Source organism: Variovorax sp. W1I1 (assembly GCF_030815625.1).
GTDB lineage: Bacteria > Pseudomonadota > Gammaproteobacteria > Burkholderiales > Burkholderiaceae_C > Variovorax > Variovorax paradoxus_C.
Genome location: NZ_JAUSWZ010000001.1, coordinates 3,730,277 through 3,744,680, shown reverse-complemented (window position 1 = coordinate 3,744,680; position 14,404 = coordinate 3,730,277). Strand labels below are relative to the sequence as shown.

Below are 14,404 nucleotides of genomic sequence, written 5' to 3'. Positions count from 1 at the left end.
GCATGCCGCTGCTCGACGCCGCGAAAGGCATCGCCTGCGCGGTGATCGTGGGGCATCACCTCTCGCGCTACGGACCGATGCCGGCGGGCGCCTACGGGCTCGCGCCCGATTTCTTCGGCTGGTTGGCGGACGACGGCCGGCTCGCGGTGCAGGTGTTCCTCGTGATCGCCGGATTCCTCGCGGCGGCGAGCCTTGCGCCCGACGGCCTCTTGCGCGTCGACCGGCCTATCGCGCGCATCCTGCAGCGCTATGGACGGCTGGTGATGCCGTACCTGGCCGCGCTCACCGTCTGCGTGCTGGTGGCCGCGCTGGTGCGGCCATGGCTCGATGAAGACGTGGTGCCGGCATCGCCGAGCATCGGGCAGCTTTTCGCGCACGGGTTTCTGCTGCAGGACCTGCTGGGCTACGAATCGCTCTCCACCGGCGTCTGGTACGTGGCCATCGACTTCCAGTTGTTCGCGCTCGCATTGATGCTGGTCGGCCTTCCGGCCATGTTGAGCCCGCCCGCACCGGGCGTCGTGCATCCGTCGTCGCGATGGATGCCCGTGCTGCTGGTGCTCGCGCTGGCCGTGGCCTCGCTGGTGCTCTTCAACCGGAACGCCGCCCTCGACGACACCGCGCTGTATTTCTTCGGCGCCTACGGGCTCGGCATGCTGGTGTTCTGGATCGGCCGCGCGACGCGTGCCAGCACCTGGCAGGGCGCAGTGGCGCTGCTGGTATTGGTCGGCGCGGGCGCGCTGGCGATCGAATGGCGCAGCCGCATCGCGACGGCGCTTGTCACGGCGCTGCTGATCGCACTCGCGCAGCACAGACATTGGCTGTCGCCTGCGAAGTGGCCGTTGGCAGCGGTGCCGTTGCAGCGCCTGGGGCGCATGTCGTACTCGCTGTTCCTCATCCACTTTCCGGTGCTTCTCGCGATGAATGCCCTCGTCGCGAACCTCGCGCCGCACGGGCCGTGGGTCGACCTGCTGGGCATGGTGGCGACCTTCGGACTTTCCGTGGCGGCGGCGGCCTTGCTCTACCGCTGGGTCGAGGCGCGCCCGGCATCGTGGCGCGGCGTGTTCGCGCTGTTCGCGGCGTTGCTGGTCAGCGGCATGGTTGTTTCTTACTAGCCTGAGCCGGCGGGCGGGCTGTTGCCTGCCCGAGGCGCCGCGCGCGCCGCGGCCGATCGGTACGACCCCGGCGCACCGCCGGTCCACGTCTTGAAGGCCCGCTGGAAGGCTGCGCTGTCGGCAAAGCCCAGCTCCTCGGCCAACGCCGCGAGCGGCACGCTGCTGGTGTTGAGCCGCACGATGGCCACGTCGCGCCGCAGCTGGTCCTTCAGCGACTGGAACGACGTACCTTCCGTCGCCAGATGGCGCTGCAGCGTGCTGACCGACATGTGCAGGCTGTTCGCCGTGGTCGCGAGATCGGCCCACGCGGGCCGGTTCTGCTGCAGCACCGCGCGCACCTTCGCACTCACGGCCTGCTCGGCCAGCCGGGGCAGGATCACGTTGGCCGGCGAGGCCGAAAGGAAGACCTGCATCGCGTGCGCGTCGCGATGCATCGGCGTGGCGAGTGCGCTCGCGTCGAACCACATGGCCGTCAGCGGCTGGCCGAACTGCAGCGGGCCGGGAAACACCTTGGCGTAGCCGTCGGCGTACGGCGGCAGCTCGAAGCCGAAATCGAAACGCCGTGCCACCAGCCGGCCTCCATGCAGCCACGCGAAGAGCCGCCAGTACACACGAAGCATCAGCTCGTGCAGGAAGTTCTGGTGCGGCGCCTGCAGGTTGTTCAGCCGCAGGCCGAAGCCCGCGAGCGGGCCCTCGTGCAGCAGTACCAGCGAGAGGTCGTCCTGCAACAGGCTGAAGGTGTGCGCCACGCGCCGCAGCGCCACTTCGAAGGTGGGTGCGCCCAGCGTGGAGCGCAGCATCAGCGCGAAGCTGCCGCAGCGCAGGCGCCGCGTGAGAAAGCACAGGGCCTCGTCGTCCAGCCGCTTCATCAGCAGGGCGAACAGGGCCACATACTGCTCGGCGGTCACGCGCGATGCGGTTTCTTCGAGCAGCGACGGCGCAATGCCGGCGTCTTCCAGCGCGATGCCGATGTCGACGGGCGCATCGGCACCCCGGGCTCGAATGCCCGACAGCATGCCCAGGACGAAGGCGATCGGAATGGTGACGGGTGGTTGCAGCATAGGGACGCAGCGATCAGACACCAAGCATGCCACCGTGTCGATTGACGTTTTCTGCAATGCGATCGAAGCGAAGCGCAATCGCCGGGCGGGGGCCGGATTTCTACCATCCGGCAACACCAAAAGAGAGACGGAGACATCGCCATGTACATGACCCAGCCGCTGCACCGCAGCCTGCAGCAGCACCCCGACAAACCAGCCGTGCAATTTGCCGGCCGCACCCTCAGCTTTCGCGAATACGGAGAACGCGTCGCGCGCCTGGCGGGCGCGCTGCAGAAGCTGGGCATGCAGACGGGCGACCGCGTGGCGATGCTCTCGCTCAATTCGGCCCGCTACCTCGAATACCAGATGGCCGTGCCCTGGGGCGGCGGGGTGCTCAACCCCTGCAACATCCGCTGGTCGGCCGCGGAAATCCTCTATTCGCTGGAAGACTCGGGCTCGACCATCCTGCTGGTCGACGAGACCTTCCGCCCCATGGTCGAGCAGATGCGGGAGCAGGCAACGAGCCTGCGCGAGGTCATCTACTGCGGCGACGGCGCGTTGCCCGCGCGCATGCACAGCTACGAAGCGCTGCTCGACACTGCGGCACCCGTGCCCGACGCGGCGCGCCGCGACGAAGACCTGGCCGGCATCTTCTACACCGGCGGCACCACCGGTTTCCCCAAGGGCGTGATGCTCAGCCACACCAACATGGGCAGTTCCGGCCTTGCCCTGCATGCCGAGCGCCTGGCGCCGTCCGGCGGCTGCTACCTGCACGCCGCGCCGATGTTCCACCTGGCCGACATGGGCCTGGCCACGCCGCACTGGCTCGAAGGCAACACGCATTCGATCATCCCGATGTTCAGCCCCGAGGGCGTGCTCAACGCCGTCGAGAAAGACCGCGTCACTCACATCCTGCTGGTGCCCACCATGATCCAGATGCTGGTGGACCACCCCGCGATGCGGGAGCCGCGCGACCTGTCGAGCCTGAAGTGCATCACCTATGGCGCATCGCCCATCTCCGAGGCGGTGCTCAACCGCGCGATGGATGCCTTCCCGGGCGTGGACTTCGTGCAGGCCTACGGCATGACCGAGCTCTCGCCGCTGGCCACCATCAACCCTGCGCGCAACCACACGGCCGAGGGCCGGAAGTTCGGCAAGCTGCGCGCGGCCGGCCGTGCGAGCTACTGCACCGAGGTACGCATCGTCGATGCCGACGGCGCCGAGGTGCCGCGCGGCACCGTGGGCGAGATCGCGGTGCGCGGCCCCAACGTGATGCAGGGCTACTGGAACAAGCCCGAGCAAACGGCCGCCGCCGTGCGCGACGGCTGGATGCACACCGGCGACGGCGCCTACATGGACAGCGACGGCTACGTCTTCGTGGTCGACCGGCTCAAGGACATGATCATCAGCGGCGGCGAGAACATCTATTCGGCCGAGGTCGAGAACGCGATCACCCAGCACCCCGCAGTGGCGGCCTGCGCGGTCATCGGCATCCCGAGCGAGGAGTGGGGCGAGGCGGTGCACGCGGCGCTGGTGCTCAAGCCGGGGCAGGGTATTCGCGACGACGAGCTCATCGCGCACTGCAAGACACTGATCGCGGGCTACAAGTGCCCGCGCAGCGTGGCCATCGTCGATGCGCTGCCGCTCTCGGGCGCGGGCAAGGTGCTCAAGACCAAGCTGCGCGAACCGTTCTGGCGCGACCGCCAACGCAGCGTGGCCTGAGATTTTCCAAAGCATTTTTCCAATCCGAACATCAAGGAGACCTTCATGAGTCAAGACGTCTATGTGGTCGGGGTCGGCATGATCCCCTTCACCAAGCCGGGCGCGAACCAGCCCTATCCGCAGATGGCGGCGCACGCGACGAATGCTGCGCTCAAGGATGCGGGCATCGGCTACGAGCTGATCCAGCAGGCCTACGTGGGCTATGTGTACGGCGACTCCACCGCCGGCCAGCGCGCGCTGTACGAGGTGGGCATGACGGGCATCCCGGTCGTCAATGTCAACAACAACTGTTCGACCGGCTCGACCGCGCTCTTCCTCGCACGCCAGGCCGTGGCCAGCGGCGCCGCCGACTGCGTGCTCGCGCTCGGCTTCGAGCACATGAGCCCCGGCGCGCTGGGCGCGGTGTTCAACGACCGGCCGAGCCCCTTCGACAATTTCGAGAGCATCACCGACGAGTTGGTCGGCAACGAGCAGGTGCCGCTTGCGCTGCGCTACTTCGGCGGCGCGGGGCTCGCGCACATGCAGCAGTACGGCACGCAGATGTCCACCTTCGCGAAGATCCGCGCCAAGGCCAGCCGCCATGCGTCGAACAACCCGGTGGCGCTGTTCCGCACCGTCGTCACTGAAGACGAGGTGATGGCTGCCCCCGTCATGTGGCCCGGCGTGATGACGCGGCTCATGGCCTGCCCGCCCACCTGCGGCGCGGCCGCGGCCATCGTGTGCTCGCCGCGTTTTGCCGAACGCCACGGCCTGGACCGCAGCGTGCGCATCAAGGCGCAGGCCATGACCACCGACCGCCCCGTGACCTTCGAGAGCCGCGACATGCGCGAGGTCGTCGGCTTCAGCATGGCGCAGGAAGCCGCGCAGAAGGTGTACGACGCGGCCGGCGTCGGGCCGCAGGACATCCAGGTGGTCGAGCTGCACGACTGCTTCGCGCACAACGAGCTCATCAGCTACGAGGCGCTGGGCCTCTGCCCGGCCGGCGGCGCGGAGAAGTTCGTGGTCGATGGCGACAACACCTATGGCGGCAAGGTGGTGACCAATCCCTCGGGCGGGCTGCTGTCGAAGGGGCACCCGCTCGGGGCGACGGGGCTTGCGCAATGCACGGAGCTGGTTCAGCAGCTGCGCGGCACGGCAGACAAACGGCAGGTCGAAGGTGCGCGGATGGCGCTGCAGCACAACCTCGGGTTGGGCGGCGCGTGCGTGGTCACGCTGTACGAACGCGTCTGAGGACAAGGCAGAACATGATCGACAAGAAATGGATCGGCCACGAGCTGCCCGCCTCGGTGCTCCCCATCGAGCGCACGCGGCTGCAGTTCTTCGCCAAGGCCATCGGCGAGACCGATCCGGTCTACACCGATGCCGCCGCCGCACGCGATGCGGGCTACCCCGACCTGCCCGCGCCGCCGACATTCCTGTTCGCAGCCGAACTGGATTCGGGCGCCTCGGGCCGGATGCTCGACGACCTGCAGATCCCGCTGTCGAAGCTGCTGCACGGCGAGCAGAGCTTCAGCTACCACCGGCCGGCGTGCGTGGGCGACACGGTGACGGTGCGCTCCACCATCAGCGACATCTACGACAAGAAGAACGGCGCGCTCGAATTCGTCGTGAAGACCTCGCGCGCCACCAACCAGCGCGACGAGCTCGTGGCCGAACTGCGCACGGTGATCGTCTGCCGCCACTGACGAAGGAACGCACGATGACCACCATCACCTACGACAACGTCCAGATCGGCGACGAGTTGCCCGCATTGCAACTGCCGCCAGTCAACCGCACCACGCTCGCGCTCTTCGCGGGCGCCTCGGGCGACCACAACCCGATCCACATCGACACCGACTTCGCGCGCAAGGCCGGCATGCCCGACGTGTTCGCGCAGGGCATGCTGGGCATGGCATGGCTGGGCCGCCTCGTCACGCAGTGGGCGCCGCAGTCGCAACTGCGCCGCTTCGACGTGCGCTTTCAGGGCATCACCCACATCGGCCATGCGGTGCGCTGCACCGGCCGCGTGGTCGAGAAGCTCGAACACAACGGCGAGCGCTGCGTGCGCGTCGAGGTGCTGAGTGCCAACCAGTACGGCCAGGCCCGCATCGCCGGCGAAGCGCTGGTGGCGCTGCGCTGACCGATCCATTCCAACGAAAGAAAAAATCAATATGACACTCAAGCTCGAAGGCAAGGTCGCCCTCATCACCGGCTCGGGCCGCGGCATCGGCCGTGCGATCGCGCTCAAGCTCGCTTCCGAAGGCGCGCGCATCGTGGTCAACGACCTCGATGCCGAACCTGCCGAAGAAACCGTCGAGGCCATCCGCGCCGCGGGCGGGCAGGCCGTGGCCTGCGTCGGCAGCGTCTCGGCACCGGACTTCGCCGAGCGCTTCGTCGGCACCGCGGTGAGCGAATACAAGGGCCTCGACATCGTCGTGAACAACGCCGGCTACACCTGGGACAGCGTCGTTCAGAAGATGACCGACGAGCAGTGGTACGCGATGATCGACGTGCACCTCACCGCGCCGTTCCGCATCCTGCGCGCAGCGCAGCCGGTGATCCGCGCGCTCTCCAAAGCCGAGGGCGAGGCCGGCCAGCGCGTTGTGCGCAAGGTGGTCAACATCTCGTCGGTGGCCGGGCTCTTCGGCAATGCCGGGCAAACCAACTACTCGACCGCCAAGGCCGGCATCGTCGGCATGACGCAGACGCTCGCCAAGGAATGGGGGCGCATGAACGTCACGGTCAATTGCGTGGCGTTCGGCTTCATCCAGACCCGACTGACCGCGAGCACCGCCGATGCGGCCACGGCCAACATCGAGGGCCGCGAGATCAAGGTCGGCGTGAACCCCGGGCTACTCGCGATGATGGAGCAGTCGATTCCGCTCGGCCGCGGCGGCACACCCGAGGAAGCAGCCGGTGCCGTGTATCTGCTGTGCGCGCCCGAGTCGGACTATGTGAGCGGTCAGACGCTGATGTGCACCGGCGGCTTGACCGGCATCTGATATGGACACCGTCGAAGGCATCGCCTGGGGCGTACGCGACGACGTCGGCCGCATCGTGCTGAAGCGGCCCGGCAGCGCGAACGCGCTGACATCGACCAGCCTGCGCGTGCTGGTCCGCGCCATCGACGAGGTGCTCGAACAGAAGCCGCGTGCCATTTTGGTGACGGGCGAGGGCAAGGCCTTTTGCGCGGGCGGCGACATCGACGAGTTCGTCGCGGCCGGCGAGCGCTTGCCCGAACTGGTGAATGAAATTCTCGACGGGCTTCATCCCGCGTTGCTGCGCCTGGTGACGAGCCCGGCGCCGCTGGTCATTGCGGTGAATGGTCCGGCGGGCGGCGCGGGCGTGGGGCTCGCGCTGTGCGGGGATTTCGTGCTGGCGGCGGAGTCGATGAAGCTGCGCACGGGCTATGCGGCCATCGGCCTCTCGCCCGATGCGGGCGCCTCGTACTTCCTGTCGCGCCGCGTGGGGCCGGTGCGGGCGCAGCAATGGCTGATGCTGAGCGATCCCATCGACAGCCAGCGCTGTCTCGCGACGGGTGCAGTCGATGCGGTGTATCCGGATGCGGAGCTCGCTGCTGCAGCCGAGGCGCTGGTCATGCGGCTGGCCGCTGGTGCGAGCGCGACGTTCGCGGGCATCAAGGCCCTGTGCAGCGGTGCGCCGAGCCGGCCGATCGAAGCGCATTTCGCGATGGAGCAGAAGCTGCTGCACGAACGCGCGGGCAGTGCGGATGCGCGGGAAGGCGTGGCGGCGTTTGTCGCGAAACGGGCGCCGCGTTTCACGGGCCGCTGAGGTTCATCCGCCGGGCAGGCTGCGGCCTGACGGCAGCAGCTTCGCCATGCCTGGCACCGACGCTTCGGCGCTTGTCAGGCCTCGGGGGTCTTCTTCTTGAAGACCTTCGCGATGCCCCAGATCGCAGCGCCGCCGGCCACGACCGCGATCTTCGCGAACTTGGCCAGGAACGCCAGCGCGAGCGCGAACAAGCCCAGCTTCTTGACCGCAACACCGGCCACCAGCGCGGCGAGGCCATAGGCCGCGACCTTGTCGGTGGACGAGTTGAAGTCCGCGTACTTCTTGCCGTCGTCGTACTGCAGCGCGGCCAAGAGCTTGGCGGCGTCGGGCTTGTAGGTGTCCAGGTCCTTGGCGTTGGTGATGAGGTTCAGGCTCAGGTAGCCCTCGCGGCCCAGCGCATAGGTGTTGTAGTTGACGCCCTGGTTGTCTCCTGTGGAGCCCTTCTTCTTCGAGAGGGCCGACCACACGAGGCGGTGCGTCCCGGCCTCGTACTGCGGCTTCTGCGCCCAGCCCGTGACCTCGATGCCCGGGATGCCGCGCTTGGCGCGCTCTTCGTTCGCGGCCTCGGTGCCTTCCTTTAGGCTTTTCAGCAGGTCGTCGGCGTTCCAGTCCTTCGCGTCGTCGTCCTTGATGTAGCCCTCTTTCACGAACTTGACGACGGCCATCCAGTCGGCGTCGTCGTTGGCGGGGAAGATCGCGCCGATGAACGTGTCGTCGGTGCGGTTGCCCATGCTGTGCATGAGCTGCGCGGCCGCGGGCGTCGGCACCCAGATGTAGCCGGCCGGCAGCTTCAAGTGGGCCTGGTCGCGCAAGGGAATGTCGGCGGGGCCGGCCTTCTGCACGGCCTTGGCGGCCTTGAAGGCGGCTTCCTGCTCGGCTTCCAGCGAGTTCGCTGTAGAGGCAGTGGCCGGAGCCGTTGAAGTGGTCGGTGATGCGGCGTTGCCGGTGTTGGTGGCCGCAAGGGCGCACGCGAGCAGCAAGCCGGCCGTCAGGCGGGCAGTATGAATACGCAAGTTCTCTCTCCTCGGTTGTTGTCGGTTTTTGTGAGACGCGAGGAGTTTATCGGCGCCCTTCCCGGCGCCCAACAGTGCGTTTTCAGGGCCAGGGCGTGGGCGGCGGAATCTCGCACACCGGCTCGACGTCGATGCTCTTGAAGTCCGCCGGCGAGACGATCTCCAGGTACTCCATGTCGGGCGAATAGTCGAACAGGAAGTGCCGGATGCCGGGCCGCTGGTGCACCACGTCGCCGGCCTCGACCAGCGTTTCCTTGTCCTCGTACATGAAGCGGGCCCAGCCCTTGAGCATGATGACGATCTGGAAGTCCGCCTCGTGGCGGTGCCAGCCGGTGCCCGTTTCCGGTGCCATGTTGGCCTTGACCAGATGCGCGATGACCTTGCCGTTGGTGGCCTCGGCCACGCCCAGGTCGCGGTAGAGGAAGAAATCGCGCAGGCCCCCCGAGACGAACTCTGTGTCACCGGGCTTGACGTGGGAGAACTGGGTGGCGGTACGGTCCAGCATGGGGCGCTCCTTCGCAGGGTGGTTGTGTTGCGCCGCAGCACGCATAAAGCGTTCCTGAGCCGAGGTCTTTGGTTTGTGGGCGAAGGCATCCGTGACTTTCTGCGCGCTGATCTCCGCGCGCTCTCACGGCTGGGGTCAATCCTTGACGCCTTGGTGGGCGCTTTCCATACTCAACCGCATGGTTCACCCAACCGCCCCTCCTGAAGCCGCGACCCTCGACGCCGTCTTCGCCGCGCTGTCCGATTCCACGCGCCGCACCGTGCTCGAAACCCTGGGCGAGCGCAGCCTCAGCGTGACAGAGCTTGCCGAGCCACACGGCATGTCGCTGACCGGCTTCATGAAGCACCTGCGCGTGCTCGAGAACGCCGGCCTCATCTCGCGCACGAAAGAGGGCCGCATCGTGCGCTGCGAACTCTCGCCCCGGCCCATGCAAGAGGCCGCCGTGTGGCTGTCGCGCTACGAGAAATTCTGGACCGGGCGCCTCGATGCACTGGCGCGCTTTCTCTACCACCAGGAGGAGACCGAATGGCAAAACCTGCCGACCGAGACACCGAAGAACAAGAGCGCCCCTCGCTCACCCTCCGCCGGCACTACCGCGTCGCACCCGACAAAGTGTGGCGCGCCTGGACCGACCCGCAAGCGCTGAAGCTCTGGTTCGGCCCGGGCGAGATCGTCTCGGTGCCGCTCGTGGAAATCGACCTGCGCGTTGGCGGCCGCTTTCGCGTGACGATGCTGGCCGATGACGGCGAGACGCACGACGTGAGCGGCACCTATCTGGAGATCGTGCCGAACCGCAAGCTCGTCTTCAGTTGGGCCTGGCGCAGCACGCCCGAGCGCGAATCGCGCGTCACGGTGCAGATCGAGCCCGACGGCGACGGCAACAGCGACGGCTGCGAACTCGTGCTCATGCATGAGCAGTTCTTCGACCAGCCCGCGCGCAACGCGCACGAACAAGGCTGGAGCGGCGCGCTCGTCAAGCTCGACCGTTGGCTGCACGGCAGCGCCGCCCCATGAGCGCGGCAACGCCCGCCCGCGCCACGGTGCGCGAATGGACCGGCCTGGCCGTCATCGCGCTGCCGTGCATGCTCTATTCGATGGACCTCACGGTGCTGAACCTCGCGATTCCGGCGATCAGCGAGGAGCTCAAGCCCACGGCGTCGCAGTTGCTCTGGATCGTCGACATCTACGGCTTTTTCGTGGCGGGCCTGCTGGTCACCATGGGCACGCTGGGCGACCGCATCGGACGGCGCCGGCTGCTGCTGATCGGCGCTGCCGCGTTCGGCATCGCGTCGGTGCTGGCGGCGTTCTCCACCAGCGCGAACATGCTCATCGCCACGCGCGCGCTGCTCGGCGTGGCGGGGGCGACGCTTGCGCCGTCGACGCTCTCGCTGATCCGCAACATGTTCCTAGATCCGGCGCAGCGCACCGTGGCCATCGGCGTGTGGATATCGAGCTATTCGGCCGGCGCCGTCATCGGCCCGGTGGTGGGCGGAGTGCTGCTGCAGTTCTTTCCATGGGGCTCGGTGTTCCTCATCGGCGTGCCGGTGATGCTGCTGCTGCTGGTGCTCGGGCCGATCCTTTTGCCCGAATACCGCGACCCTGAGGCGGCGCGGCTCGACCTGCCCAGCGTGGCGCTGTCGCTGGGTGCGGTGCTGGCCGTCATCTACGGCATCAAGCAGATCGCCGAGCACGGGCCCGACGTGGTGCCGGCGCTGTCGATCGCGGTGGGTGTCGTGCTCGGCTGGGTCTTCGCGCGGCGGCAGAAGCGGCTCGCGAATCCGATGATCGACCTGCAGCTCTTTCGCCTGCCGGCCTTCACCGTCTCGCTCGCGGCCTACATGCTGGCGTGCTTCGTGATGTTCGGGCTCTTTCTCTACAACGCGCAGTACCTGCAACTTGTGCTCGGCTTGTCGCCGCTGCATGCGGGGCTCTGGAGCGTGCCGGGGGCGGGGGCTTTCATCGTGGGGTCGATGGTCGTGTCGGCGCTCGTGCGGCGCATGCGGCCGGCCTACGTGATGGGCGGCGGACTGGCAGTGGCGGCGCTGGGGTTCGCGATGCTCGTCGTGTTACCCGCGTCCTCCGCGCAAGGTGGGCTCGCCTGGCTGGTGGCCAGCGCGGTCATCTCCTCGCTCGGCCTCGCGCCGGTGTTCACGCTCGCGACCGACGTGGTCGTGGGCAGCGCGCCGCCCGAGCGGGCCGGCGTGGCTTCGGCCATTTCGGAAACCAGTTCCGAATTCGGCGGGGCGCTGGGCATCGCGATCCTCGGCAGCATCGGCGCGGCGATCTATCGCAGCACCATGGCCGACGCGGTGCCCGTGGGGCTGGCGGGTGCGGCCGAGGTCGAAGCGGCGCGCAGCACGCTGGGCGGCGCGGTCGCATTGGCGGCCCAGCTCTCCGGGAGCGCGGGCGCCGAACTGCTCGACGCGGGCCGCGCCGCGCTGCTGCACGGCCTGCGCCTGACGGCCGGCATCTGCGCGGCCGTGCTGCTGGTCGTGGCCGGGCTCGTCGCCTTCCGGTTGCGCGGGGCAGGGGGGGCCAATGCCCCTCAGACACCGGGTGCCGCCGCATTGCCGGAGCGCTGACGAACACCCATACTGGGGCTTCCACGACGAGACCACCGGAGCCTTCCATGAGCAACGAACTGCGCAAGAAGCTGCACGACCTGGCGGAGCTGGCCGAGAACACCACCGACCCGCAGACCAAGGCCATCGTCGAGGCCATCCGCCTGCAGACGGCCGTGCTGAACGAGCGGCTGTTCTCCATCGAGCTGCAGCTGGGCACGCTCGCCAAGCGCCTCGAAGGCGCGTCCGAAAGCACGGCCAACTGAGGGGCGGCCGCTTTGTAGGGATAATCCCGGCCATGAGCGGCAACACTTTCGGAACACTTTTCGCGGTCACCAATTTCGGCGAATCGCACGGCCCGGCCATCGGCTGCGTCATCGACGGCTGCCCCCCGGGCATGGCATTGAGCGAGGCCGACATCCAGGGCGATCTGGACCGCCGCCGCCCCGGCACCAGCCGTCACGTCACGCAGCGCAACGAACCCGACGCGGTGCAGATCCTCTCCGGCGTGTACGAAGGCAAGACCACCGGCACACCCATCGCCCTCCTGATCCAGAACACCGACCAGCGCAGCAAGGACTACGGGCAGATCGCCCAGCAGTTCCGCCCCGGCCACGCCGACTTCACCTACTGGAAGAAATACGGCATCCGCGATCCGCGCGGCGGCGGGCGCTCTTCGGCGCGGCTCACGGCGCCCATGGTGGCGGCCGGCGCGGTCGCCAAGAAGTGGCTGGCCGAAAAATACGGCATGGTGTTTCGCGGCTGCATGACGCAGATCGGCGAAATCGCGATTCCCTTCGAGAGCTGGGACCACGTGCCCCACAACCCCTTCTTCGCCCCCATCGCCGACGTGAGCGCGCTGGAGGACTACATGGACCGCCTGCGCAAGGCCGGCGATTCGTGCGGCGCGCGCATCCGCGTCACCGCGACGAACGTGCCCATCGGCCTTGGCGAACCGCTCTTCGACAAGCTCGATGCCGAAATCGCCTACGCGATGATGGGCATCAACGCGGTGAAGGCAGTGGAAATCGGCGCGGGCTTCGACAGCGTCACCCAGCGCGGCACCACGCATGGCGACTCGATCACGCCGACCGGCTTCGTCACCAACAACGCGGGCGGCATCCTCGGCGGCATCAGCTCGGGGCAGGACCTCGAGGTGAGCATCGCGATCAAGCCCACCAGCTCGATCATCAGCCCGCGCCAGTCCATCGACGTCAACAACAACCCCGTCGAGGTGGTCACCAAGGGCCGCCACGACCCCTGCGTGGGCATCCGCGCCACGCCGATTGCCGAGGCGATGCTCGCGCTGGTGGTGATGGAGCACGTGCTGCGCAACCGCGCCCAATGCGGCGACGTGCAGACCGACGCCCAGAAGACCGAAGCCGCGTCCCCGCAGGCGTCTTTCCTCTAGTGTCCGCCCTGCCACCCGTGGTCGCTCAGCGCGGCCACCTGCTGGCATTCGCTGGTCTGTCGGCCAGCTATTTCGCGCACATCGGTTTCTTCAATCCGTACCTGCCGCTGTGGCTCAAGGACCTGGGGCTGCCGATCTTCACGATCAGCCTCCTGGCCTCGGTGCAGTCGGTCACGCGCGTGTTTGCGCCCTATGCCTGGGGCGCGCTCAGCGACCACACCGGCCACCGCGTGATGCTGCTGCGCTTCAGCGCGGCCGTGGCGCTGGTCAGCTCGTTCGGACTCTGGTGGCACGGCGGCGCGTGGTGGCTTGCGCTGGTGCTGCTCGTGATGTTCACCCACACCAGCTCGATGATGTCGCTCACCGAAGCGGCCATGGCGCAGTTGGTGGCCGGCGACTGGGGTCGCTATGGGCGCATCCGGCTCTGCGGTTCGGCCGGCTTCCTCGTCACGGTGTTTTTCGCGGGCGAGTGGTTCGAGCGCTTCGGCATGAAGCACTTTCCGGCCTGGGCGGCCGGCACGCTGGCCATCGTGCTCATCGCGACGATGAAGCTGCCCGACGTGCGCGAGCCCGTGGCTGCGCACGACGCCATCAAGGAGCCCATCGGCCCCGTGCTGCGCAACCCGGTGGTGCGGTGGTTCTTCGCGTCGCTGTTCTTCCAGGTGATGTCGCACTTCTCTGTGTACGCCTTCTTCTCGCTGTACCTCGACTCCATCGGCTACGGCAAGAGCACCATCGGCCTCCTGTGGGCGCTGTCGGTGGTGGCGGAGATCGTGTGGTTCTTTTTGCAGGGCCGCCTCATCGGCTTGTTGCCGATGCCGCGGTGGATGCTGGTGTGCAGCATCGCCGCGGTCGCGCGGTTGGGGCTCACCGCGGGGCTGGGTGGCTTCATTGGCGCGCTGGTCGTCGCGCAATGGCTGCACGCGCTGAGCTTCGCGGCGCATCACACGACGTGCATCGCCGTGGTGTCGCGGCGCTTTCCGGGGCGGTTGCGGGGGAGAGGGCAGGCGCTCTTTACGGTGATCGGTTATGGGTTCGGCGGGGTTCTGGGTGTGCTGCTTGGTGGGGCCGTGGCGCAGGAATTTGGCTATCGGGCGATGTTCACCGCGGCGGCGGTGTTGGCTGTGGTGGGCAGCCTTTGCGCATGGCGCGTGGTGAAGCTGGAGCAGGTCGAACGAAGCGGCTTGACAGTGCAAGGCTGAGCGGCGAGCGGCTGTTCGCGGTGCGCCGCGAGTGCGGGTTTCCGATAACTACAAGCACTTGATTTAG

The 14,404-nt window shown here is 67.8% G+C and carries 16 protein-coding genes; 13 read left to right on the top strand and 3 right to left on the bottom strand.

Features of this window, described 5'->3' with window-relative positions; genetic code table 11:
• Positions 1-2: 2 nt before the first annotated feature.
• Complete coding sequence (locus tag QFZ83_RS17465) at positions 3-1,112, top strand: acyltransferase (protein ID WP_307512739.1); 1,110 nt, start codon at positions 3-5, stop codon at positions 1,110-1,112.
• On the opposite strand, the gene QFZ83_RS17460 is transcribed toward QFZ83_RS17465, so the two are convergent.
• Positions 1,109-2,173, bottom strand: a complete 1,065-nt coding sequence (locus QFZ83_RS17460; RefSeq protein WP_307508488.1) for an AraC family transcriptional regulator — start codon at positions 2,171-2,173, stop codon at positions 1,109-1,111. The two genes, QFZ83_RS17465 and QFZ83_RS17460, sit on opposite strands and share 4 nt — an antisense overlap.
• A gap of 141 nt (positions 2,174-2,314) precedes the next feature.
• Between QFZ83_RS17460 and QFZ83_RS17455 the strand changes: the two genes are divergently transcribed.
• The 6 genes from QFZ83_RS17455 to QFZ83_RS17430 are packed head-to-tail and all read left to right on the top strand — an operon-like array spanning position 2,315 to position 7,645.
• Positions 2,315-3,874, top strand: coding sequence for a long-chain-fatty-acid--CoA ligase (locus tag QFZ83_RS17455; RefSeq protein WP_307508486.1), 1,560 nt, complete (start codon positions 2,315-2,317; stop codon positions 3,872-3,874).
• Between the two features lie 45 nt (positions 3,875-3,919).
• Positions 3,920-5,104, top strand: coding sequence for a lipid-transfer protein (locus QFZ83_RS17450; protein WP_307508485.1), 1,185 nt, complete (start codon positions 3,920-3,922; stop codon positions 5,102-5,104).
• A gap of 14 nt (positions 5,105-5,118) precedes the next feature.
• Positions 5,119-5,559, top strand: a complete 441-nt coding sequence (locus QFZ83_RS17445; protein WP_306877361.1) for a MaoC family dehydratase N-terminal domain-containing protein — start codon at positions 5,119-5,121, stop codon at positions 5,557-5,559.
• Between the two features lie 14 nt (positions 5,560-5,573).
• Positions 5,574-5,993, top strand: coding sequence for a MaoC family dehydratase (locus tag QFZ83_RS17440; RefSeq protein WP_307508484.1), 420 nt, complete (start codon positions 5,574-5,576; stop codon positions 5,991-5,993).
• 31 nt (positions 5,994-6,024) lie between these two features.
• Positions 6,025-6,855 carry an SDR family NAD(P)-dependent oxidoreductase gene (locus QFZ83_RS17435; RefSeq protein WP_307508481.1) on the top strand — a complete coding sequence of 277 codons (831 nt, stop codon included), beginning with the start codon at positions 6,025-6,027 and terminating at the stop codon, positions 6,853-6,855.
• Between the two features lies 1 nt (position 6,856).
• Entirely contained in the window at positions 6,857-7,645 is a 789-nt protein-coding gene (locus QFZ83_RS17430) for an enoyl-CoA hydratase/isomerase family protein (protein ID WP_307508478.1), read from the top strand.
• A 74-nt stretch (positions 7,646-7,719) separates the two neighbouring features.
• Here the strand turns inward: QFZ83_RS17430 and QFZ83_RS17425 are convergent, their stop codons facing one another.
• Positions 7,720-8,658, bottom strand: coding sequence for a DUF2167 domain-containing protein (locus tag QFZ83_RS17425; protein ID WP_306877357.1), 939 nt, complete (start codon positions 8,656-8,658; stop codon positions 7,720-7,722).
• An 82-nt stretch (positions 8,659-8,740) separates the two neighbouring features.
• Positions 8,741-9,163, bottom strand: coding sequence for a cupin domain-containing protein (locus QFZ83_RS17420; protein ID WP_257859067.1), 423 nt, complete (start codon positions 9,161-9,163; stop codon positions 8,741-8,743).
• A 178-nt stretch (positions 9,164-9,341) separates the two neighbouring features.
• On the opposite strand from QFZ83_RS17420, the gene QFZ83_RS17415 reads away from it, so the two are divergent.
• The 6 genes from QFZ83_RS17415 to QFZ83_RS17390 are packed head-to-tail and all read left to right on the top strand — an operon-like array spanning position 9,342 to position 14,337.
• Complete coding sequence (locus QFZ83_RS17415) at positions 9,342-9,809, top strand: helix-turn-helix transcriptional regulator (RefSeq protein ID WP_306877355.1); 468 nt, start codon at positions 9,342-9,344, stop codon at positions 9,807-9,809.
• Positions 9,776-10,177, top strand: a complete 402-nt coding sequence (locus tag QFZ83_RS17410; protein WP_307508475.1) for an SRPBCC domain-containing protein — start codon at positions 9,776-9,778, stop codon at positions 10,175-10,177. Before QFZ83_RS17415 ends, QFZ83_RS17410 begins: the two co-directional genes overlap by 34 nt.
• A complete protein-coding gene (locus QFZ83_RS17405) occupies positions 10,174-11,745 on the top strand; it encodes an MFS transporter (RefSeq protein WP_307508472.1) in 1,572 nt (523 codons plus the stop codon). Before QFZ83_RS17410 ends, QFZ83_RS17405 begins: the two co-directional genes overlap by 4 nt.
• A 47-nt stretch (positions 11,746-11,792) precedes the next feature.
• Complete coding sequence (locus tag QFZ83_RS17400) at positions 11,793-11,990, top strand: hypothetical protein (RefSeq protein WP_307508470.1); 198 nt, start codon at positions 11,793-11,795, stop codon at positions 11,988-11,990.
• 32 nt (positions 11,991-12,022) lie between these two features.
• Entirely contained in the window at positions 12,023-13,135 is a 1,113-nt protein-coding gene (aroC, locus tag QFZ83_RS17395; protein ID WP_306877346.1) for a chorismate synthase, read from the top strand.
• Positions 13,135-14,337, top strand: coding sequence for an MFS transporter (locus tag QFZ83_RS17390; RefSeq protein WP_306877344.1), 1,203 nt, complete (start codon positions 13,135-13,137; stop codon positions 14,335-14,337). Before aroC ends, QFZ83_RS17390 begins: the two co-directional genes overlap by 1 nt.
• Positions 14,338-14,404 lie beyond the last annotated feature (67 nt).